A 21622-nucleotide genomic window follows, 5' to 3' on the forward strand; every position below is an offset into this window, starting at 1 on the left:
ATATCAATCAGGTTTGAGGCAGTGCTTTGACAGTGTCTCGTAAATTGGCAAAGCGCGCTCCAACAGGGGCGCGTTTTCTTTTGTGACTTCGGGCAATGGGCCCTCAGCACCAGAAAATCCGGTACTATTGTGCACAGCGCCGTACCAGTGCTCCGCCCAAACACCATCAAAATCCTTGGGGCCGCACGGCCACGAAAGCATCGCCTCGTCAAACGGAATGCCCAGCGCATCACAAAGTTTACCAAGCATTTGCCGCGGATCAGCACGAATATCTGCACTATCAATCACCACGCCGCCAAACGTCTCAAACAACTCAAGCTGCTGCGCAAACCCAAGGTCGTCAAACGTGGGGCTTTCCCGTTTCGCCTGATAGCTGGCAATCACCCGCGCTGGATGTCGAATTAGAAAGGCATTCTTCACATCGCCAAGCCAGTCACGTGAAAACGTCGGCAACATATGATGTGTCATATGCTTTTCATACTGCAACGTTTGAGGTTTGGTCAGCGCCATAAGCGCGTCCTGCGCGTTTGTTGGCTGGCTTGCCAATATTGCATCCTGCATCGGGTGAACCAAACCTGTTTGCGCCAAATAGGCGGCATACAACGGCTCATCAATCGCGATGCAATCGGACCGGTTTCCAAACGCATACATCATAGCCGTCGACAGGTTGCGTGGACCTGACCACATGGCGATACGCGTCATTGTTGATCGACCAATTTCTTATAAAGCTCACGCAAGCGCATGGTCATAGGCCCCATCCCACCTGTACCAATCTGGCGCCCGTCAATGTGACTAACAGGAGTTTGCGCGCCGAATGTACCCGTCAAAAACGCTTCATCCGCGCCATAAGTATCAACAAGTGAGTAATTGCGTTCAAATACGGGAATTTCGCTAGCGCGACACAGATCAATCACCTTCTGCCGCGTAATGCCGTTCATGCAGTAATCGCCCGTGCTAGTCCAAACCGCACCCTTACGGACAATAAAAAAGTTGCACGCGTTAGTCGTGTTCACAAAGCCATTAACATCCAACATCAACCCTTCGTCAGCTCCAGCTTTTTCAGCAGCGATACACGCAAGAATACAGTTCAGTTTGCTGTGCGAGTTCAATTTTGGATCTTGGGTCATTGGCAAGCCTCGTAGATGAGGCACGGTCGCCAGCTTGATTGGTCGCGGAATTTTGGGTTGTGAGTGCTCCATAACAATCACGAATGTCGGACCACTTTGACTTAGACTTGGATGCTGAAATGGCCGCGTCTTTGGACCCCTTGTCACCATAAGCCGCGCGTGGGCGTTCGTGGTCATCTCATTAGCAATGCGGGTCTGTTCCAGCGCAGTTCGCACTTCTTTCCGGGTTTTGCCGATATCTAGATCAATCGCTTTTGCGGCCTCAAACAGACGGTCCAAATGCTCATCCAGAAAAGCCCAAACACCATTATAAAGACGCAACCCCTCCCAAACACCATCGCCCAGCATAAAGCCGCTGTCGTAAACGCTAACCACAGCCTCGACTTTTGGCACAACACGATCGTTCAAATAGATCAAAAGCGCTTCATTTCGGGCGTCTTCTTCGGCTTGGTGGGTTGTTACGTGCTCATTCATAATTTTGCATCCTGCACATCTTTAAGGTCGGGTATCACATCAGCAGTACCATGACGTGTCACCATGATCGCAGCGGCTTGAACGGCTAAATTCAGGGACTGTTCCAGACCAAAACCACGATCAAGCCCAGCCACAAAGTACCCAGTAAAAGTATCACCCGCCCCTGTAGTATCAACTGCAACAACTTTGACCGCAGGCACATCAAGCCTTGTGCCATTGTCATAAACTGTAACGCCATCTGCACCCTTGGTGATCAGCACCTGTGCAATGCCCAACTCGGACACATCTTTGCCAGTCGCATCTTGGAGCTGGTCTGCCTCAACCTCGTTCAACACAAGAATATCGATCAGCCCATCAAGCACCATAATTGCGTCGGCCGAAAACGGCGCGGCAGCATACATCACCCGCAGAGCAAGTTCTTTTGCAATTTTAGCCGCTTCATACTGACCATTGGTTTCGTTCTGCGTTACGAAAATATCACCGGCATTCGCCTCACTCAGCGCAGAGCCAATCAGATTTTCGGGAATAACCCCATTTGCGCCTGAATAGAGTATGATTTGGTTCTCGCCATCATCATCAACAGTGATAATCGCGTGGGCCGTTGGTTCATCCGCGACCGCAATAAACCGCGTATCCACGCCATACTCCAAAAGTCGGTCGCGCCATTTTGTACCGTCCTCACCCACAGCACCGATATGACAAACACGCGCCGCAGCGCGCGCCGCAGCCACAGACATGTTTGCGCCCTTGCCGCCCAGCCCAACAGTCAACGACCGAGAGGCCAACGTCTCTCCGGCAACGGGCAGCTTATCGACGCGGTAGGTATGATCGGCGTTAATAGACCCCAAATTCCAGATGGTCATGCATCACCCCACATTGCAGGCGGCAATAATTGCCATGTTCAAAATATCTGTCTCAGATGACACCGTCGAACAAATCTGAATCGGGTGATCAACACCCGTCAGGATAGGCCCTAAAATAGTAGCCCCCGCCATCTCTTGCATCAACTTCACGCTGATGGACGCTGAGTGACGCGCAGGCACCACCAACACATTCGCAGGTCCAGTAAGCCGTGAGAACGGATAGCTTTTTTGCGCTTCCGCATTCAGCGCCACGTCAACAGCCATCTCGCCCTCAAATTCGAAATCAACGCCCTTTTTGTCCAGCAACATAGGCGCCAAATGCATCTTCTCAGCACGTTCTGACACCGGATAGCCAAAGGTAGAAAAGCTGACAAACGCCACGCGGGGTACCAAACCAAGCTGCCGCGCAACACCCGCACCTTTAATGGCGATGTCGGCCAAGTCAGCCTCGTTTGGCCACTCATGAACAACCGTATCACCGATCAAAACAATCCGCCCTTTATGCAAAATAGCGGTAATGCCCACCGCGCCATCACCAGGGCCCAGATCAAACACATGGTTCATCAAATCCAGAACATGGGCAGATTTTCGTGTGGCACCGGAAACAAGTCCATCTCCGTGACCGTGGGCAAGCATAAGTGCAGAAAACACGTGGCGGTCACGCGCAGCGAGGCGGTGCACATCAGATTGGTCAAACCCTTTGCGCTGCAGCCGTTCATACAAGAATGATTTATACATCGGCAGATGCGGAGAGTTTTTGGCGTTCACCACCTCAAGCTCTCGGTAGGCATCGCCCATCCCTGCTGTAGTCAACAGGTCCTTAACATCAGCCTCACGTCCGACGACCAGCGCCTTGCCAAGGCCAGACCGCTGATACTGAACAGCAGCACGCAACACCCGTGGATCATCTCCTTCGGCGAAAATCATCCGCGCTTGCGCACGTTTTGCCCGCGCGTGAATGCCCCGCAAAATAGACGCGGTTGGGTCCATTCTTGATTTCAGATTAAGTGTGTACGCCTCCATGTCCACAATCGGGCGGCGCGCTACACCGGTATCCATACCAGCCTTCGCGACAGCAGGCGGGATCACATGGATCAAGCGTGGATCAAACGGTGTTGGAATGATGTAATCACGGCCAAATGTTAGCTTACGACCATATGCAACTGCGACCTCATCAGGCACATCTTCGCGGGCCAACTCCGCCAACGCACGCGCACAGGCAAGCTTCATTTCATCATTAATCGCCCGGGCATGAATATCCAGCGCACCGCGGAACAAGTATGGAAAGCCCAACACGTTGTTCACTTGGTTCGGGTAGTCACTGCGCCCCGTCGCAACGATGGCATCAACTCGCACCTCATGCGCTTCTTCAGGCGTGATTTCCGGATCAGGGTTTGCCATCGCAAAAATAACAGGGTTATCCGCCATTGATGCAACCATCTGCGGTGTAACAGCACCTTTTGCAGAAACACCCAAGAACACATCACAACCAACCATCGCATCCTCAAGGCTGCGCGCATCAGTGCGCGCGGCGTGTGCAGATTTCCATTGGTTCATGCCTTCGGTGCGGCCTTGGTAAATAACACCCTTTGTGTCGCACATAATGCAGTTGTCGTGCTTAGCGCCCATCGCCTTGATCAACTCAAGACACGCGATGCCAGCAGCACCCGCTCCGTTCAGGACGATTTTTACGTCCTCAATCTTCTTACCCGATAAATACAGCGCATTAATTAGACCCGCTGCGCAAATCACCGCTGTCCCGTGTTGGTCGTCGTGAAAGACAGGGATATCCATCTCTTCCTTCAGACGCTGCTCAATGATGAAACACTCGGGTGCTTTGATGTCTTCAAGGTTCACACCGCCGAACGTAGGACCCATCAGCTTCACAGCATTCACGAATGCATCCACGTCTTGGGTATCAAGCTCGATGTCGACGCTGTTTACATCCGCAAACCGCTTAAACAGTACCGCTTTACCTTCCATCACGGGCTTACTTGCTAACGCGCCCAAATTCCCAAGGCCCAAAATCGCTGACCCATTGGAAATGACCGCCACCAAATTGCCCTTGGTCGTATAATCATACGCAGCCTCAGGCGAGTCCGCGATAGCCTGAACAGGCACAGCAACACCAGGTGAATACGCCAACGACAGGTCCCGCTGGGTGGTCATTGGAACAGTCGCGGAAATCTCAAATTTGCCTGGAGTTGGCTGTAAATGAAACGCTAAAGCTTCGGCGTCGGTGACTTTGGTGTTGGACATCGTTTTTAGGCCTTTGTTTTGATTACAGAAGTGATAGCGCTCTGGATTGACACAAACAACGGTTTTGGGGTTTCGGCGACTTCGCCCTGCGGTTAGTTTTCACAAACACCGTTTGACCTTGGGGGATCCGATGGCGGCGTCTGCGCACACAACCACACCGATGATGGCCCAATATCTTGGCATCAAAGAAGAATACCCTGATGCGCTATTGTTCTATCGCATGGGCGATTTTTACGAGTTGTTCTTTGATGATGCGGTTCAAGCGGCCTCTGCTTTGGACATCGCACTTACCAAGCGCGGCAAACACAACGGTGAAGATATCCAGATGTGCGGTGTACCGTTTCATGCAGCCGAAGGATATCTGCTGACACTTATACGCAAGGGGTTTCGCGTTGCCGTGGGCGAACAGCTTGAAAGCCCGGCCGAGGCGAAAAAGCGCGGCCATAAATCTGTCGTCAAGCGTGGTGTCGTGCGGCTAGTCACACCCGGCACATTGACCGAAGACAGCCTGCTAGAAGCACGGCGTAACAACTTTCTCTGCGCCTATAACGAAGTTCGATCGGACGGTGCAATTGCGTGGGTCGATATCTCAACAGGCGAAGTGCGCGTTTTGTCATGCAAACGTTCACGCTTATCCCCTGAATTGGCGCGATTGCTGCCTAAAGAAGTGCTCATCGCCGATGCAATTGAACGCGATTGTGCGGAAATAGTGTCTGATATTGGCGGTGCGCTCACTGTTCTTGGTGCATCAAGTTTCGACAGCACACGGGGTAAAGAGCGGCTAATGGAGGCGTTTGAGGTCGCATCTTTGGACGCTTTCGGCACCTTCAATCGCGCGGAGCTTGGCGCACTTGGCGCCATTATTGATTATCTCGACATCACGCAGAAAGGGAACATGCCCCTGCTGCAACGGCCCATTCGGGAAGACGAAGGGGGCTTGGTTCAGATTGATGCCGCCACCCGCCGAAACCTTGAAATCACGACCAGCATGAACGGCGGGCGTGATGGCACATTGTTGCAAACCATCGACCGCACCGTAACGTCGGCAGGCGGGCGTTTGCTAGAGCGGCGCATCAACGCCCCTTCCCGTGATGTTACCCTGATCAATGACCGCTTGGATGCCGTTGCGCATTTTCTATCTGATCCATTGTTACGTGACACCGTCCGAGAAGCGCTACGCAAATGCCCTGATATTGAGCGCGCCCTATCTCGCATCTCTCTGGACCGGTCTGGACCACGTGACCTTGCTGCTATTCGTAACGGACTTCAACAAGCAGAAGATCTTTTCGCAAACCTGCCTCAAACTGGCCTGCCCACTGATATCGACGCCGCACGCACAGCACTTAGCGGCCACGGCGAACTGGTCGCACTTCTGGATGACGCACTGATCGCTGAGCCACCACTCTTGGCGCGCGATGGCGGATTCATCACAGAAGGATATGATGCTGAGCTGGATGAGACTCGCAAGCTTAGCAATGAGGGCCGAAGCGTGATCGCCTCAATGCAAGCCGATTTTGCTGAGCAAACGGGCATCTCATCGCTCAAAATCAAGCACAACAATGTCTTGGGTTATTTCATTGAAACCACCGCTCTTCACGCTGAAAAAATGCTGTCTGCGCCTTGGTCTGAAACTTTCATCCACCGCCAAACCACAGCAAACGCAGTGCGCTTTACCACCGTGGAACTGTCTGATCTCGAAACGCGCATCCTGAATGCAGGCGGTCGTGCGCTTGAAATCGAAAAGCGGGTCTATTCCAGCCTAACTACCGCGATTTTAGAAACCGCAGCGACAGTTGCCACCACATCAGCTGCACTTGCAGAACTAGATGTGTTTGCTGCGCTAGCCGATATTGCCAGCGGTGAAGGCTGGACCCGACCCACCGTTGACACCACTGGCGCATTTGAAATTGAACAGGGCCGCCACCCGGTTGTTGAAAGGTCGCTCAAGGCGCAAAACGCCGCGTTCGTGGCCAATGATTGCACACTGACCAAATCTGAAAATAACGCTGCCGTTTGGTTGCTAACGGGCCCAAACATGGCGGGTAAATCTACATTCCTGCGCCAAAACGCGCTGATTGCGTTGATGGCACAAATGGGGTCGTTCGTACCCGCTGCCCGCGCGCATATCGGTGCCGTTTCACAACTTTTCAGCCGTGTAGGTGCCTCGGATGATCTGGCGCGCGGCCGCTCAACGTTCATGGTTGAGATGGTCGAAACGGCCGCCATTTTGAACCAAGCTGATGACCGCGCCTTGGTTATTTTGGACGAGATCGGTCGCGGCACAGCAACTTATGACGGCCTATCAATTGCGTGGTCAACGCTGGAATATCTGCACGACCAAAACAAATGCCGCGCATTATTTGCGACCCACTACCATGAAATGACGCAACTTGCAGGCAAGATGGACGGCGTCAGCAATGCGACGGTTGCTGTGCGCGAACATGACGGCGATGTCATCTTTTTACACGAAGTCCGAAAAGGCGCAGCAGACAGGTCTTACGGCGTGCAGGTCGCAAAACTCGCAGGGCTGCCGCCAATGGTCATCGCCCGCGCACAATCAGTTTTAGAGGCACTTGAAAAAGGTGAGCGCGAAGGAACAGCGGGCCAAAAGGCTATCGTTGATGACCTGCCTCTTTTCTCTGCAACACCTGCCAGCCCAGCGCCTACAAAAGAAAAAGCCAACGCAGTTGAAGCCGCGTTGGCTGAAATGTTACCAGATGAGATGTCACCACGGGACGCGCTTGACGCCCTTTACCAACTCAAAGCGTTGACTAAGCCGGCGTAGAAGAAACGCCAACTTGCGCGGGGCGCAACAAACGATCGTGCAGCATAAAGCCCTCGGCCATTACCTGAATGATGTCACCGGCTTTGGTGCCCGGCACAGGCGCTTCAAACATCGCCTCATGGTTTTGCGGATCAAACCGGTCCCCGACTTCAGGTGAAATCACAACGATACCGTGCTTGCCAAAGACGCTGATCAACTCACGCATCGTCAGCTCAATACCCTCAAGCAGCGCTTTGTTCGCCTCGCGCTGTTCGTCAGTCACGGTTTCCAACGCGCGCTTCATGTTGTCATAAACTGGCAACATGTCCCGCGACAGTTTTGAACCGCCGTAATTCTCAGCCTCGCGGCGATCACGATCCGAACGCTTGCGCGCATTTTCAGCATCAGCCAGCGCACGCATGAAGCGATCGCGATAGTCATCACGCTCAGCCTTCAACGCATCACGCTCCAACTCTTCGTCAGAGAAATCGACATCCGCCTCTTGATCCAGCTCCGCCTCAGCTTCTGCCAAATCATCGAGGAAGTTCGTTGGTTCCTGTTCTGCCATATCTTTACCCTTTATCCGCGGTCGGCCATCAGTTTCCCGATTAATTGGGCAGTGTAATCAACGATCGGGACAATACGTCCGTAGTTCAATCGCGTCGGGCCAATGACCCCCACAGCACCAATAATCTTTCGGTCAGCGTTCATATAAGGAGAAACCACCAAAGAGGAACCCGAAAGTGAAAAAAGCTTGTTCTCAGAGCCAATAAAAATACGCACGCCTTCGCCTTCGTCGGTCAACTCTAGAAACTCGGCAATATCACGCTTGCGTTCAAGATCATCAAACAGCGTTTTGATGCGATCCAACTCTGCAGGATCACCACCTTCGTTAATCAAATTGGACCGCCCGCGCACAATAAGACGCTCGCTTGCGGTGCCTTCATTCTCCCAAAGCGCCAGCCCGCTTTCGACCATATCCTTGGCCAGCGTATCAATCTCTTGGCGGCGCTTTGAAATCTCACCGCTGACGACGCGCTGCAACTCTGAAACTGTCCTGCCTTCGGCAACGGCATTTAGAAAGTTGGCAGCTTCTCTCATCGAAGAAGGCGTCTGGCCCATCGGCGGTGTGAACACGCGATTTTCCACCTGACCATCCGCAAACACAAGCACCACCAAAGCCCGATCAGGACCAAGTGAGACAAACTCAATATGCTTGATCGGCGCTTCCGTTTTTGGCGTCAAAACCAGCGATGCGCCCTGCGTTAGACCCGAAAGCGCCCCACCAACGCGGTCCATCAGTGCAGGCACGCCATCAGAATTAGACGACATCGTATTCTTCAAATGGTCACGGTCCACGGCATCAAGATCACGGACCTCAAGTAAACCATCCACAAACATCCGCAAACCAATTTGCGTGGGCACACGACCCGCAGAAATATGCGGACTATCCAACAGACCAAGATGCTCAAGGTCTTGCATGACATTACGAATGGTCGCCGCACTTACCTTTTCCGACATTTCCCGCGTCAGCGTCCGCGACCCAACAGGATCGCCGCTCTCAAGATACGACTGCACAACGCGGCGAAACACTTCGCGCGACCGGTCATTCATATTGTCAAAGGGGCTCTCGATCTCTGTCATAGACGGTAATTTGATCCCCCCCACCCAATGTTGCAAGGGGTTGCGTTCAGTTTGCCACCATGTGATCCAATCTCCAGAAAAACAAAGGATGATATGATGCGCCCCTCCAACCGTGCACTTGATGAAATGCGGTCTATTGAGATCGAAACCAACGTGACCCGCCACGCGGAAGGCAGCTGCCTGATCAAAGTCGGCGATACCCACGTGCTGTGCACCGCATCTGTTGACGAGCGCGTCCCCCCCTTCATCAAAGGATCTGGCCTCGGCTGGGTTACTGCAGAATATGGTATGCTGCCCCGTGCAACACACACACGTATGCGCCGTGAAGCCAAGAATGGACAATCCGGACGCACCCAAGAAATTCAACGCCTAATCGGCCGCAGCCTCCGCGCCGGTGTTGACCGCGTCGCTATGGGCGAGCGTCAAATCACAGTGGACTGCGACGTTATCCAAGCGGACGGTGGCACGCGCTGTGCCTCAATTACGGGTGGTTGGGTTGCACTTTCCTTGGCCGTCCAAAAACTGATGAAAGCAGGCGACATCAAAACAAACCCGCTGATCAGCGCCGTTTCTGCGGTAAGCTGTGGCATCTACGCGGGCCAGCCCGTTCTTGATCTGGACTACCCCGAAGACAGCGAAGCAGGTGTGGACGGTAACTTTGTCATGACTGGCGACGCTGGTCTGATCGAAATCCAGATGTCCGCTGAGGGCTCTATCTTCAGCCGCACACAAATGGATCAACTTCTTGACCTTGCGATCAAAGGAAGCGCTGAGCTAACCAAAGCACAACTAGCGGCGGTAGGTGCATAAATGCGCAAACTCACCGAACCCAAGATCGTCCTCGCCAGCCATAACGCAGGAAAACTGCGCGAAATCTCTGAACTGCTGAAACCTTTTGGTATCGAAGTGGTCTCGGCGGGCGAGCTTGGGCTTGATGAGCCAGAAGAAACGGAAAGCACTTTCCACGGAAACGCCCGCATCAAAGCGCATTATGCCGCCAAAAATGCAGGCCTTCCGGCGCTTTCAGATGACAGCGGCATTACAGTTGACGGCCTTGACGGCGCACCGGGCGTCTACACCGCAGACTGGGCCGAAACGCCAAAAGGCCGCGACTTCCCCCTCGCCATGAGCAAAGTCTGGAACGCACTTGAAGAACGCGACGCCGACTACCCGCGCCTCGCCGCCTTTAACTGCACGCTCTGCATCGCTTGGCCCGACGGACACGACGAAATCTTTGACGGCATAGTCAAAGGCGAAGTCGTCTGGCCAATGCGTGGTGAACACGGGTTTGGCTTTGACCCCATGTTCCAACCCCTTGGTCATTCAGAAACATTCGGCGAAATGGATCCCGCGCAAAAACACGCCATGTCACACCGCGCCGATGCATTCGCAAAACTGATCGCAGGCTGCCTTGACTGAAGACTGGCAAAATGGCGGGTTCGGCCTGTACATTCACTGGCCCTTTTGCAGCGCAAAATGTCCGTACTGTGATTTCAACTCGTACGTTGCGGATAGAATAGACGAAAACCGCTGGGTTAGAGCCTACATTGCGGAAATTGAACGTACAGCTTCACTCACCAAAGGGCGGGTGCTGAATTCAGTCTTCTTTGGCGGCGGCACCCCCAGTTTGATGTCCGTTTCCGCCATTGAACAGATCATCACAGCCGTGCGCGCCAATTGGTCATGCGCAAATACGATCGAAATCACGATGGAGGCGAACCCGACGTCCGTCGAAGCAGGCCGTTTTGTCGGCTACAAAGATGCAGGTGTGAACCGTATTTCAGTTGGCATTCAAAGCCTCAACGATGATGATCTCAAACGCCTCGGCCGCCTTCATACAGTTCGCGAAGGCATCCAAGCCTTTGAACTTGCGTCAAAAACCTTTGAAAAGTGCAGCTTTGATCTCATCTACAGCCGCCAAAATCAAACACTTGCCGATTGGCAATCTGAACTGAAAGAGGCACTCACGATCGCTGCTGGCCACCTTTCAATGTACCAACTAACGATTGAGCCCAATACAGCCTTTGGTGATCGTTATGAAAAAGGCCTGCTAAAGGGACTGCCGACCGAAGACACCGAAGCAGACATGTATTTTGCAACGCAGGAAATCGCTGCAAATGCAGGATATATGTCATATGAAGTGTCTAATTACGCTAAACCGGACCATGAAAGCGCCCACAACCTGATCTATTGGCGCTACGGCGATTACATCGGTATCGGCCCTGGCGCGCATGGAAGGGTAACTCTTAACGGAACCCGCCACGCGACAGAAACGGAATTAAGTCCCCTAAATTGGCTCAAATCAGTCGAACAAAACGCAACAGGCGAAACCACGACCGCCCCGCTATCACGCGAAGAGCAAGGAACAGAATTTCTACTGATGGGCCTGCGATTGGCAGAAGGCGTTTCGCCAACTCGCTATAGCGAAATATCGGGTCTAACACTGCCAGAAACAGCAATTGCCCACCTAGCAGAACTCGGTTTGATCGCTGCAAATGACGACAACTTAGCAGTCACCCCCAAGGGACGACCACTGATTAACGGCATCTTGCGCGAATTGCTTACCGATTAACCCGCAAGCAATCTGCAAAGGTCATCTAGTTGCTCTAAGTCTTTGTATTTAATCACGATTTGGCCACCATCGTTGCCGGGATTGTGGGAAATTGAAACGCCCATCCGCAACTGGGCCGACAATTCGCCTTCAAGCGCGCGCGTATCAGCGTCTTTATCATTAGAGCCACCGCTGCGCCCACCACTCGAACCACCTGATTTGCCCGAGTTAGAGCCGTTTTTAACCAGCTCTTCGGTCTGTCGAACTGACAAACCCTTTGCGATAACAGTCTGTGCAATCTTACTTGGATTATCCGCGCTAATCATTGCGCGTGCGTGACCCATACTCAACGCACCCGTTACCACTTTGTCTTGCACATCGTCAGGAAGGGTCAATAAGCGCAGCAAGTTAGTAATGTGCGACCGGCTTTTCCCCATCGCCTTAGCAACTGCATCTTGTGTATGTCCATGTCTTTGGATCAATTGGTTGTAGGCTAAGGCCTCCTCAACCGCGTTCAGATCAGCGCGCTGAATATTCTCGATGATACCCAACTCGAGTACTTCAGTATCGTTGAAGTCCCGAACGATTACGGGCACTTCATGGATTTGCGCTCTCGCAGCAGCGCGCCAACGCCGCTCACCCGCAACAATCTGATAAGCACCTTTCTGCCCTGTCGTATCCGGACGGACGATCAGCGGCTGAATAATTCCCTTTTCCCGAAGCGAACTTGCCAACTCATCCAAATCACTCTCATCAAACGATTTCCGCGGCTGGTCAGGGTTCGGAAAAATTAGATCAATTGACACTAACGTGGTGCTTTTCACCACATCCTCCGACGGCGTTTCTGATTGCGTAGGAACATCAGCCATCAAAGCAGACAACCCACGGCCCAACCCGCGACCTTTGTTTGGTGACTTACTCATGATCTAAACTCCTTCTTGAGCGCGCTGCCGGCGCAAAAATTCCTTGGTCAGCGCACGATACGCCTGACTCCCGCTCGAACGCGGGTCATATTCTAGAACAGATTGCGCATAAGACGGCGCTTCACTTACACGTACGTTCCGCGGAATAACCGTTTTGAAAACAAGATCTTTCAGTACTTCTCTGGCATCATTTTCGACCTGCTGGGCCAAGTTGTTCCGCTGGTCATGCATCGTCATCACGACACCCTCGATACGCAAGGCGGGGTTAGCTGCTTCACGAACTTCACGGATGGTAATCATCAGCTGAGATAATCCCTCAAGCGCGAAAAACTCACTTTGTAGCGGCACAAGAATGCTATGTGCTGCGACCATTGCGTTAACAGTCAGCAAGTTGAGCGAGGGCGGACAATCAATAATGACATAGTCATAACCAAGTGCAGTCATATCTACTGACCGCAGCACGTCCCGCAGTAAAAAACTACGCTTTTCATTAGAAATAAGCTCTATATCGGCCGAACTGAGATCAGTCGTCGACGCGACAATATCAAGGTTTTCAACAGCCGTCGGAACAATAACCTCGTCAATCGGCGCATTTGAAACAAGAAGATCATACACCGTCTGGGTCGCTTCTTCTTTTTGCACCCCGAGGCCCGTTGTCGCATTTCCTTGTGGATCAAGATCGATCAGCAAAACCGATAGGTGCAGTTCAGACAGCCCTGCGGCGAGGTTAATCGCGGTTGTCGTTTTACCAACCCCCCCCTTTTGATTGGCAACGGCAATAATCTTTGCAGGATCGATATTATGCACGCTTCAACGCCTTAATCTTTACCAGTTTCGCCTCGGGATCGGTTTTGCTTGGGACCAAATCTAACTCAAACGACCACTTATCCCGCACAACTGCAAGCTCCGCTTCAACCGTACGCCCTTTTAAGAACAAATATTCTGTATCACTGTGCCCGTGGGGATGAGCCCAATCAAACAGTACATCAAGGCTTGCGAGAGCTCGGGCTGTTATCACATCCGCAGAAATCGGTTCGAGTGTTTCTATCCGCGCCGTTTCAACCCGGGCATTTAAGGAAAGTTCACGAATACACGTACGAAGAAATGCACACTTTCGGGCATCGCTTTCCACTAAAACCGTGGTTCGTTGGGGCGCGGTCTGAAGAAGATAAATGGCGATCACAATACCAGGTAGACCGCCACCACTTCCGAGGTCTGCTACTGTTTGCGTAATTTCACTGATATGACTGCATATCTGCAAACTATCGTTGATGTGGCGGTCGGACAAAGATTCCAAAGTTGTCGGTGAGACAAGATTGATCTTCGGATTCCACTTACGAATAAGCGCTTCATACGCCTGTAGCCGCTCTGATGTTTCACGTGAAACATCCATTACGCAATCGACTTTCGCTGACTGCTTTTAGCAATAGCCATCAAGATCGATAGACATGCGGGCGTCATACCGTCAATCTTTGCTGCCTTTGCAATGGTCTCTGGCTTTGCCTTCAAAAGCTTATTCTGCATCTCATTGGAAATACCGCTAACCGCCGAGTAGTCAAAGTTAACGTCAAGTGCGGTCTGTTCATCCCTTTTTAAGCCTTCTGCATCTCGGTCTTGCCGAGCAATATAGTGTGCATACATCGCGTCGTTAGAAAGCTGGAGCTGAATATCTGAATCAATACTTTCTACTCCTGCCTCCAACTTTGCAGCACACTCCATATCAAACCCGTTCATCGACAAAAGATCAAACAAAGTACGTTTGGTTCCATCTTGGTTGATTTTCACGCCCGTTTCCGCAACTTGTTTCGGCGTAAAGACCTTTGCAGTCAGAATATCCATCCCAACATTAATGGAGTGTTTTTTCTCATCATAAGAGGCCCAGCGGACCTGTGAAATCAGGCCAAGCTCTTTTCCAAACTCTGTGAGCCGTTGGTCTGCGTTGTCAGCCCTTAGCGAAAGACGATACTCCGCACGAGATGTAAACATTCTATAGGGTTCCAAAACGCCTCTACTCGTTAGATCATCTATCATGACGCCTATATAAGACGTCCGACGGCTGAAAATTACTGGCTCTCTATCCAAAACACTAAGGCCAGCATTTAGGCCTGCGACTAGCCCCTGTGCTGCGGCCTCTTCATATCCTGTAGTTCCATTAATCTGGCCCGCAAAATATAGGCTATTTACGCTTTTCAATTCAAGCGTCTGCTTAAGCGCCCTGGGATCTACATAGTCATACTCGATAGCGTAGCCTAGCTGATGTATTTCTGCGCTCTCAAGTCCCTTAATGGACCTAATGTACTGATACTGAACGTCTTCTGGCAACGACGTCGAAATACCGTTTGGGTAAATCCAGTCACTACTCAGACTTTCTGGCTCAAGGAAGATCTGGTGAGATGTTTTGTCAGCAAAACGAACAACTTTATCTTCAATAGAGGGACAATACCGCGGTCCAACACCATCAATGTGTCCACCGTACATCGCAGATTTATCGAGGTTTTTCGTAATTATGTCGTGTGTGTGTTCATTTGTGTGAGTGATGGCGCAACTAACTTGTTGAGCGGAAACATCTTTTGTCAGAAACGAGAAAAAGGCAGGAACGTCATCCCCAGGCTGAACTTCCAACCCCTCAAAATTTATCGATCCCTTCGCAATTCGAGGAGGTGTGCCTGTTTTTAGGCGTCCAATAGGAAGCCCCAAATTCAAAATACGATCAGCCAGCTTGGTGGAAGCATTCTCTCCCATTCGGCCAGCGCTGTAAGAAACGTCACCGATGTGCACTTTCCCATTCAGGAAGGTTCCGGTTGTCATAACTACCTTTTGAGCAGTGATTTCGGAACCATCACCGAGAACCACACCATTAACGATATCGCCTTGCATCTTCAGGTCAGCAACTTCACCTATTATGATTTCAAGGTTTGGTGTATTCCGTAACTCATGCCTCATAAGCTCCCCATAAAGAAGCCGGTCAACTTGGGCACGTGGCCCTTGGACTGCTGGTCCTTTTCGACGGTTTAGCAAGCGGAATTGGATGCCAGCTTGATCCGAAAGACGCCCAAGAATACCATCAAGCGCATCTATTTCGCGTACAAGATGACCCTTACCCAAACCACCAACTGCAGGATTGCAAGACATTGCACCGATGCCAGCCTCCGTCATTGTAATGAGCGCTGTTGAAACCCCTAACCGTGCAGAAGTTGCCGCCGCTTCAGTACCTGCATGACCTGCGCCGATTACGATTACGTCAAAATGTTTCACGTGAAACACTCCTTACTTTCCAAGACAGAACGACGAAAACACTTTATCCAGTACATCTTCAACATCAACGTGACCGATCAATTGATCAAGTTGTCGTGTTGCTGCGCGTAAATCATCTGCGACCAACTCAACTTCTTGTCCATTTTCCAAGCCAAAAATCGCTGTATCCAAATAGCCCACGGCGTTCGTAATCGCAATCCCGTGCCGTTCTAACGTAGCGACGCCTACCCTTGAAACGCGATCACTTAAAACCGTTCCGATATGGTTAAGGATGCGGTCGATGCCGTGGCCCGTCTTTCCCGACAACCCATTATCATACACACCTTCATCATCTTTAGCCGTCACGATCAAATCATCAGCCGTCATATCGACCGGCTCAACATCATCATTAGGCGTCTTGAGCCAAATGCGCAGGTCAGCAGAGGCAGCGCGATCCAAAGCACGTTCAACACCAATTTTTTCTACACTATCGTCAGTGGCGCGAATGCCCGCCGTATCAAGAATCCGTACTGAATGACCCCGCAGGTCAAGATCAACCTCCAACACATCGCGCGTGGTACCGGCTACATCCGTAACGATAGCTACATCACGTCTGGCTAACGCATTGATAAATGTAGACTTTCCAGCGTTTGGTTGACCAATGATGGCAACCTCAAACCCAGATCTTACACGTTCAGAAACAACTACGCCGCGGGCCTGTGCCTCAAGCTCAGCACGCAATGGCAGCAATATTTCGGACACCTCGGGGAATACATCCACGGGAACTTCTTCGTCGGCAAAATCAATTGTCGCTTGAAGCAGCGCGCCAGCGTGAATTAGCTTTGCACGCCAATCGGCCACTGCTGTTTTCAGATGTCCATTCAAAAGCTTACGCGCTTGGGTTGCTTGGCTTTCTGTCTCTGCGTCAATCAGATCAGCAAGCCCTTCAACTTCTTCAAGCGTCATTCGACCGTTGATCAAAGCACGGCGAGTAAACTCACCCGGTTCAGCCATGCGCATATTTGACAACTGAGAAAGGATTAAAATTGCTTCTTTTTGAATGGCGGGGCTACCATGAAGGTGCAGCTCTACGGTTTCTTCGCCTGTAAAGCTTGCTCCTTTGGCGAAACCCAAAACAAGCGGCGTATCAATTATCTCACCGCCTATTTTATGGAAATCCGCCAAATAAGGCGTCCGCCGATCCGCATTGATTTTAGGCATCACAGGCTTCAAGGCGTCAAAGACACCCTGCCCCGACAGCCGCAGCACACTGACACCCGCACGGCCGACAGCCGTCGCAAAGGCGAAAATAATATCCATTATTCAGCCTCCTTTTTGTAGCGGGTGTTAGCCGTTCATTGAGTCGAAGAAGTCCGCGTTACTCTTTGTTTGCTTAAGTTTTGACAGTAAGAATTCGATGGCGTCCGTCGTTCCCATTGGGTTCAAGATACGACGCAGCACGTAGGTTTTCTGCAGATCAACTTTATCAATCAACAGGTCTTCCTTACGTGTACCTGATTTCAGAATATCCATCGCTGGGAAGACGCGTTTATCTGCGACTTTACGATCAAGCACGATTTCAGAGTTACCTGTGCCTTTGAATTCTTCAAAGATCACTTCGTCCATCCGCGACCCAGTATCAATCAAGGCCGTTGAGATGATGGTCAAAGAACCACCTTCTTCGATATTCCGCGCAGCACCGAAGAACCGTTTAGGGCGTTGAAGCGCGTTGGCATCCACACCACCGGTCAAAACTTTACCAGAGGAAGGAACAACGGTGTTGAACGCGCGTCCAAGACGAGTGATCGAGTCGAGAAGGATCACAACGTCGCGTTTATGCTCAACAAGGCGTTTCGCCTTTTCGATAACCATTTCTGACACAGCAACGTGGCGCGTTGCAGGTTCATCAAACGTTGAGGATACAACCTCGCCCTTCACGGAGCGCTGCATGTCCGTAACTTCTTCTGGGCGTTCATCAATCAAAAGGACGATCAAATAGCATTCTGGGTGGTTTTTCTCGATGCTGGTCGCGATGTTTTGGAGCAGAACCGTTTTGCCCGTGCGCGGAGGCGCCACGATCAACGAACGTTGGCCCTTACCAATTGGCGCAACCAAGTCGATAATCCGCGCAGAGCGATCCTTGCTTGCTGTTGGGTCCTCGAGTTCCATTTTCAGACGCTCATCAGGGTAGAGCGGTGTCAGGTTTTCAAATGCAACTTTGTGGCGCGCTTTTTCGGGCTCTTCAAAATTGATTTGTTGAATGCTTGTTAGTGCAAAGTAACGCTCGTTATCACCAGGGGCACGCATGACGCCTGTAATCGTATCACCTGTGCGCAGCGAATATTGGCGGATCATGTCAGGTGAGACGTAAATATCATCCGGACCCGGCAGATAGTTTGCCTCGGTTGATCGAAGAAAACCAAATCCGTCCTGAAGCACTTCCATGACGCCGTCACCGCTGATTTCCCAGCCGTCTTCCGCCCGCTCCTTCAGAATCGAGAACATCATATCCCCTTTGCGCATCGTCGATGCGTTTTCGATCTCAAGCTCTTCAGCCAAAGACAGGAGGTTTTTTGGGCTTTGAGCTTTCAGCTCAGCCAATGACAGACGCTCTTGGGTCATACTTTCACCGTCATGCGTTGGAACGCATTATTTTAAAGGAGTTAAAGTGTTCGGATGAACACTTAAGCCGTAGCTAACATGAGTGGGTTAGTCAAACTTCGATTTGAGAGGTTCAATGCTTCTTCTAATAATAAGAAAGATTAAAAATTGATGATGATGGAGTGTTAAGAATATCTGTGGATTACTTTTTATCCAATTCTTTATCCACAGTGTATCGGTAGATTTACACCTAAATATATTTAGATAGTTGTATTAAATCAATATGTTGAGCATATCTTTACGTCTTGTTAATTAACGTAAAGCAAAATTATCCACAGCGTAGATTCGACACATTTATCCTTTCCACAGGCGTATAAAATCGGCAAATTGTCGTGGAATTGTGCTATGTCCTGCTGTGATGGGAATGGTGCTGAAATCTCACGGTGACTGTCCTTAAGGCATTCATTGGTTTGTCCAAAAGGTTATCCACATCTCTTTTTCACTTACACTCGCTTCGTCCTCGAAAATTCGGGCTCAGCTGCTCGAAAACGCGGGCATTCCTGTAACGATTCGACCTATGCCCATTGATGAGGAGCTGATCAAAGGCGCGATGGTTGCCGAAGGCGCACCCCCACGGGATGTCGCGGATGCGCTGGCTGAAATGAAAGCGCGGCGATTGTCAGATAAAGGACATGAGGGGCCGATTTTGGGCTGTGATCAGGTTCTGGACTTCAAAGGCGCTATTTATTCAAAGCCGACCTCACCAGATGATGCGCGTGCGCAGTTGCGGGCATTGTCAGCACAGGTTCATTATTTGCATACGGCGGCTTGTTTATATCAGGATGGCAAACCCGCGTGGCGGCATGTTTCACGTGTAACGTTGCGCATGCGGCAATTGAGTGATGCCTATATTGATGCCTACGTTGAGCGGAATTGGGATGACATTCAGCATACGGTTGGGTGTTACATGCTTGAGGCGGAAGGTGCGCGACTGTTTTCTCAGGTGCAGGGCGATTACTTTGCGGTGTTAGGCCTGCCTTTGGTGGAGCTTTTGTCGTTCTTAACCTTGCGCGGAGATATTGACGGATGAGTGGAAAACTACGGCTTGCGGGTGTCATTGGGCATCCAATTTCGCATTCAAAATCACCGCGTTTGCATGGGCATTGGCTAAAGCGTTACGGGATTGATGGGCATTATATTCCGATGAACGTCGCACCGGATGATTTGGCATGTACGATAGAATTACTCCCCCGACTTGGGTTTGCGGGGATTAACGTGACGCTGCCACATAAAGAGACTGTGATGGCTTTGTGTGATGAAATTACACCCCGCGCTAAGGCTGTTGGCGCTGTTAATACTGTTATTTTTCAAGAAGATGGCAGTGTTTTGGGTGATAACACTGATGGCTACGGTTTTATGGCTAACCTGTACGCTGGCGCGCCTAACTGGCGGGCTGACACGGGTCCAGCGGTGGTTCTGGGCGCTGGCGGGGCGGCACGTGGTGTTGTCGCGGCGCTACTTGATGCTGGTGCGCCACAGATCATCTTGAGCAACCGAACTGCTGAGCGGGCTACTGCGCTTCAGTCAGAATTTGGCGCACGGGTTGTGGTTTCTGCGTGGGATGACGTTGGTGATGCTATCAAGGGCGCGAACCTGCTGGTAAACACGACCTCGCTTGGGATGGACGGCCAGCCCGCCCTGCCCGTTTCGCTTGATCATTTGGGACCTGAGACGCTTGTGACAGATATTGTCTACGCCCCTTTGAAAACCCAACTTTTGATTGATGCAGCTGCGCGTGGATGTGCCGTTGTTGACGGGCTTGGAATGTTGCTGCATCAAGCTGCCCCCGGTTTTGAGGCGTGGTTTGGTCAAAAACCGATTGTGGATGACGAACTGCGCGACGCTGTTTTGTCATGACATTTGTCATAGGCCTGACTGGCTCAATTGGCATGGGCAAATCGACCACGGCGAAGATGTTTGCCAAGCGTTATATACCTGTGTGGGATGCGGATGCGGCGGTGCACCGGATTTATCAAAGCGGCGGTGGTGAATTGGCGACCGCGTTCCCGCAAGCGGTGAGAAACGGGATGATAGAGCGTGAATTATTACGCGAGATCATCCATCAAGATCAGACAGCACTAGCAAAGATTGAGGCGATCATTCATCCGCAAGTTGCCGCCGACCGCGCGCGATTTATTGAGGCCTCTAAAAGTGAGATCGTGCTGGTAGATGTGCCTTTGCTTTTTGAAACAGGTGCCGATGACAGTGTTGATGCGATTGTTGTTGTAAGCGCGCCAAATGACGTTCAGCGCGATCGTGTTTTAGCGCGCGACGGCATGACAGAAACGCTTTTCGATACTATCCTATCAAAACAAATGCCAGATGCCGAAAAGCGCGCAAAAGCGGATTACGTTATTGAGACAACTTCGCTAGATGCTGCTGAGGCGGCTGTTGATGCGATTTTGGCCAAGATTAAGCGGGAGTTAAGCGATGCGTGAGATCGTTTTGGATACGGAAACCACTGGTTTTGAGCCTGCCGAGGGCGACCGCATTGTTGAAATTGGTGCGGTAGAGCTGTGGAACCACATGCCGACGGGCAAGACCTATCACCAGTATATCAATCCGGAACGCTCAATGCCCCAAGGGGCGTTTGAGGTGCACGGGCTCGGCGATGATTTTCTGCGTGATAAGCCAGTTTTCAAGGATATTGCGCAGGATTTTGTTGATTTTGTCGGTACCGATGTAATGGTCATTCATAACGCGGCGTTCGATATGAAGTTCTTGAATGCAGAGTTGGGTTGGCTTGGGCGCCCTGCTCTACCGATGTCGCAATCGCTTGATACGCTGGCAATTGCGCGTAAGCGTTTCCCAGGCTCGCCTGCTTCGCTTGATGCGCTGTGCCGCCGTTTCAACATCGATAACTCGTCGCGGACTTTGCACGGAGCGTTGCTTGATAGTGAAATTTTGGCGGAAGTTTATCTTGAACTTATCGGCGGCAAGCAGCCGGATTTCGCGCTAAGTACCAACTCAAACAACGCATCTTCGGATCAAACCGCTGAATGGCGTCCTTCACGCCGTCCGACGCCGTTGCCATCACGGCTAACTGAAAAAGAAAACGCCGCCCACGCCGAATTTCTCGACAATATGGGCGGCGCAGTGCTTTGGCGATCTGAGACTTAGGT

General features: G+C 51.4%; 20 protein-coding genes. 8 read left to right on the forward strand and 12 right to left on the reverse strand.

Annotated elements, in window-relative coordinates; all coding sequences use genetic code 11:
* Positions 1-3 precede the first annotated feature (3 nt).
* Genes NeNHUV3_RS07910 through NeNHUV3_RS07925 form a run of 4 tightly spaced genes read right to left on the reverse strand, consistent with a single transcriptional unit; the run spans position 4 to position 4723 of the window.
* Entirely contained in the window at positions 4-702 is a 699-nt protein-coding gene (locus NeNHUV3_RS07910; RefSeq protein WP_391480786.1) for an HAD family hydrolase, read from the reverse strand.
* Positions 699-1601 carry an aminotransferase class IV gene (locus tag NeNHUV3_RS07915; RefSeq protein ID WP_391480787.1) on the reverse strand — a complete coding sequence of 301 codons (903 nt, stop codon included), beginning with the start codon at positions 1599-1601 and terminating at the stop codon, positions 699-701. Before NeNHUV3_RS07915 ends, NeNHUV3_RS07910 begins: the two co-directional genes overlap by 4 nt.
* Positions 1598-2464 (reverse strand): ribokinase, encoded by an 867-nt coding sequence (locus NeNHUV3_RS07920; protein ID WP_391480788.1) that lies wholly within the window; start codon positions 2462-2464, stop codon positions 1598-1600. Before NeNHUV3_RS07920 ends, NeNHUV3_RS07915 begins: the two co-directional genes overlap by 4 nt.
* 3 nt (positions 2465-2467) lie before the next feature.
* A complete protein-coding gene (locus NeNHUV3_RS07925) occupies positions 2468-4723 on the reverse strand; it encodes an NADP-dependent malic enzyme (RefSeq protein ID WP_391480789.1) in 2256 nt (751 codons plus the stop codon).
* A gap of 130 nt (positions 4724-4853) precedes the next feature.
* On the opposite strand from NeNHUV3_RS07925, the gene mutS reads away from it, so the two are divergent.
* Positions 4854-7508 (forward strand): DNA mismatch repair protein MutS, encoded by a 2655-nt coding sequence (gene mutS, locus NeNHUV3_RS07930; RefSeq protein WP_391483212.1) that lies wholly within the window; start codon positions 4854-4856, stop codon positions 7506-7508.
* Here the strand turns inward: mutS and NeNHUV3_RS07935 are convergent.
* Together NeNHUV3_RS07935 and hrcA are read right to left on the reverse strand one after the other, a co-directional pair.
* Positions 7495-8055 carry a nucleotide exchange factor GrpE gene (locus NeNHUV3_RS07935; protein ID WP_391480791.1) on the reverse strand — a complete coding sequence of 187 codons (561 nt, stop codon included), beginning with the start codon at positions 8053-8055 and terminating at the stop codon, positions 7495-7497. The two genes, mutS and NeNHUV3_RS07935, sit on opposite strands and share 14 nt — an antisense overlap.
* A gap of 11 nt (positions 8056-8066) precedes the next feature.
* Positions 8067-9131 (reverse strand): heat-inducible transcriptional repressor HrcA, encoded by a 1065-nt coding sequence (gene hrcA / locus NeNHUV3_RS07940; protein ID WP_391480792.1) that lies wholly within the window; start codon positions 9129-9131, stop codon positions 8067-8069.
* A gap of 96 nt (positions 9132-9227) precedes the next feature.
* On the opposite strand from hrcA, the gene rph reads away from it, so the two are divergent.
* From rph to hemW, 3 genes are read left to right on the forward strand one after another with little or no spacing between them, the layout of a single operon-like run.
* Positions 9228-9941 carry a ribonuclease PH gene (gene rph, locus NeNHUV3_RS07945; RefSeq protein WP_391483214.1) on the forward strand — a complete coding sequence of 238 codons (714 nt, stop codon included), beginning with the start codon at positions 9228-9230 and terminating at the stop codon, positions 9939-9941.
* Entirely contained in the window at positions 9942-10550 is a 609-nt protein-coding gene (gene rdgB, locus NeNHUV3_RS07950) for an RdgB/HAM1 family non-canonical purine NTP pyrophosphatase (protein ID WP_391480794.1), read from the forward strand. It begins immediately after the preceding gene.
* The gene (gene hemW, locus NeNHUV3_RS07955) at positions 10543-11703 is read left to right on the forward strand and encodes a radical SAM family heme chaperone HemW (RefSeq protein ID WP_391480795.1); all 1161 of its coding nucleotides are present in this window, start codon (positions 10543-10545) and stop codon (positions 11701-11703) included. Before rdgB ends, hemW begins: the two co-directional genes overlap by 8 nt.
* Here the strand turns inward: hemW and NeNHUV3_RS07960 are convergent.
* Genes NeNHUV3_RS07960 through rho form a run of 6 tightly spaced genes read right to left on the reverse strand, consistent with a single transcriptional unit; the run spans position 11700 to position 18461 of the window.
* Positions 11700-12605: a ParB/RepB/Spo0J family partition protein gene (locus NeNHUV3_RS07960; protein WP_391480796.1), complete on the reverse strand. Its 906-nt coding sequence runs from the start codon at positions 12603-12605 to the stop codon at positions 11700-11702. The genes hemW and NeNHUV3_RS07960 overlap by 4 nt on opposite strands.
* 3 nt (positions 12606-12608) lie before the next feature.
* The gene (locus NeNHUV3_RS07965; RefSeq protein ID WP_391480797.1) at positions 12609-13412 is read right to left on the reverse strand and encodes a ParA family protein; all 804 of its coding nucleotides are present in this window, start codon (positions 13410-13412) and stop codon (positions 12609-12611) included.
* A complete protein-coding gene (gene rsmG / locus NeNHUV3_RS07970) occupies positions 13405-13998 on the reverse strand; it encodes a 16S rRNA (guanine(527)-N(7))-methyltransferase RsmG (protein ID WP_391480798.1) in 594 nt (197 codons plus the stop codon). Before rsmG ends, NeNHUV3_RS07965 begins: the two co-directional genes overlap by 8 nt.
* Positions 13998-15869, reverse strand: a complete 1872-nt coding sequence (gene mnmG, locus NeNHUV3_RS07975; RefSeq protein ID WP_391480799.1) for a tRNA uridine-5-carboxymethylaminomethyl(34) synthesis enzyme MnmG — start codon at positions 15867-15869, stop codon at positions 13998-14000. The genes rsmG and mnmG overlap by 1 nt, the downstream gene beginning before the upstream one ends.
* Positions 15870-15872: 3 nt before the next feature.
* The gene (gene mnmE / locus NeNHUV3_RS07980; RefSeq protein WP_391480800.1) at positions 15873-17159 is read right to left on the reverse strand and encodes a tRNA uridine-5-carboxymethylaminomethyl(34) synthesis GTPase MnmE; all 1287 of its coding nucleotides are present in this window, start codon (positions 17157-17159) and stop codon (positions 15873-15875) included.
* A gap of 27 nt (positions 17160-17186) precedes the next feature.
* On the reverse strand, positions 17187-18461 hold the full coding sequence (gene rho, locus NeNHUV3_RS07985; protein ID WP_048598560.1) for a transcription termination factor Rho: 1275 nt from the start codon (positions 18459-18461) through the stop codon (positions 17187-17189).
* 469 nt (positions 18462-18930) lie between these two features.
* On the opposite strand from rho, the gene NeNHUV3_RS07990 reads away from it, so the two are divergent.
* From NeNHUV3_RS07990 to dnaQ, 4 genes are read left to right on the forward strand one after another with little or no spacing between them, the layout of a single operon-like run.
* Complete coding sequence (locus tag NeNHUV3_RS07990; protein ID WP_391483216.1) at positions 18931-19530, forward strand: Maf family protein; 600 nt, start codon at positions 18931-18933, stop codon at positions 19528-19530.
* Positions 19527-20357: a shikimate dehydrogenase gene (locus tag NeNHUV3_RS07995; protein ID WP_391480802.1), complete on the forward strand. Its 831-nt coding sequence runs from the start codon at positions 19527-19529 to the stop codon at positions 20355-20357. The genes NeNHUV3_RS07990 and NeNHUV3_RS07995 overlap by 4 nt, the downstream gene beginning before the upstream one ends.
* Positions 20354-20938 (forward strand): dephospho-CoA kinase, encoded by a 585-nt coding sequence (gene coaE, locus NeNHUV3_RS08000; RefSeq protein ID WP_391480803.1) that lies wholly within the window; start codon positions 20354-20356, stop codon positions 20936-20938. Before NeNHUV3_RS07995 ends, coaE begins: the two co-directional genes overlap by 4 nt.
* A complete protein-coding gene (dnaQ, locus tag NeNHUV3_RS08005; protein WP_391480805.1) occupies positions 20931-21620 on the forward strand; it encodes a DNA polymerase III subunit epsilon in 690 nt (229 codons plus the stop codon). The genes coaE and dnaQ overlap by 8 nt, the downstream gene beginning before the upstream one ends.
* Positions 21621-21622: the final 2 nt, after the last annotated feature.

The sequence above is a fragment of the Nereida sp. NH-UV-3 genome (assembly GCF_042939535.1).
Lineage (GTDB): Bacteria > Pseudomonadota > Alphaproteobacteria > Rhodobacterales > Rhodobacteraceae > Nereida > Nereida ignava.

Excerpts from the sequence above, each read along its gene's own strand:
- rph (WP_391483214.1), top strand. The coding sequence starts at position 9,228 with ATGCGCCCCTCCAACCGTGCACTTGATGAAATGCGGTCTATTGAGATC.
- NeNHUV3_RS07910 (WP_391480786.1), bottom strand. The coding sequence starts at position 702 with ATGACGCGTATCGCCATGTGGTCAGGTCCACGCAACCTGTCGACGGCT.
- NeNHUV3_RS07925 (WP_391480789.1), bottom strand. The coding sequence starts at position 4,723 with ATGTCCAACACCAAAGTCACCGACGCCGAAGCTTTAGCGTTTCATTTA.
- NeNHUV3_RS07915 (WP_391480787.1), bottom strand. The coding sequence starts at position 1,601 with ATGAATGAGCACGTAACAACCCACCAAGCCGAAGAAGACGCCCGAAAT.
- NeNHUV3_RS07995 (WP_391480802.1), top strand. The coding sequence starts at position 19,527 with ATGAGTGGAAAACTACGGCTTGCGGGTGTCATTGGGCATCCAATTTCG.
- rsmG (WP_391480798.1), bottom strand. The coding sequence starts at position 13,998 with ATGGATGTTTCACGTGAAACATCAGAGCGGCTACAGGCGTATGAAGCG.
- NeNHUV3_RS07935 (WP_391480791.1), bottom strand. The coding sequence starts at position 8,055 with ATGGCAGAACAGGAACCAACGAACTTCCTCGATGATTTGGCAGAAGCT.
- mnmE (WP_391480800.1), bottom strand. The coding sequence starts at position 17,159 with ATGGATATTATTTTCGCCTTTGCGACGGCTGTCGGCCGTGCGGGTGTC.
- NeNHUV3_RS07920 (WP_391480788.1), bottom strand. The coding sequence starts at position 2,464 with ATGACCATCTGGAATTTGGGGTCTATTAACGCCGATCATACCTACCGC.
- rdgB (WP_391480794.1), top strand. The coding sequence starts at position 9,942 with ATGCGCAAACTCACCGAACCCAAGATCGTCCTCGCCAGCCATAACGCA.
- hrcA (WP_391480792.1), bottom strand. The coding sequence starts at position 9,131 with ATGACAGAGATCGAGAGCCCCTTTGACAATATGAATGACCGGTCGCGC.
- dnaQ (WP_391480805.1), top strand. The coding sequence starts at position 20,931 with ATGCGTGAGATCGTTTTGGATACGGAAACCACTGGTTTTGAGCCTGCC.
- rho (WP_048598560.1), bottom strand. The coding sequence starts at position 18,461 with ATGACCCAAGAGCGTCTGTCATTGGCTGAGCTGAAAGCTCAAAGCCCA.
- coaE (WP_391480803.1), top strand. The coding sequence starts at position 20,354 with ATGACATTTGTCATAGGCCTGACTGGCTCAATTGGCATGGGCAAATCG.
- NeNHUV3_RS07960 (WP_391480796.1), bottom strand. The coding sequence starts at position 12,605 with ATGAGTAAGTCACCAAACAAAGGTCGCGGGTTGGGCCGTGGGTTGTCT.
- mutS (WP_391483212.1), top strand. The coding sequence starts at position 4,854 with ATGGCGGCGTCTGCGCACACAACCACACCGATGATGGCCCAATATCTT.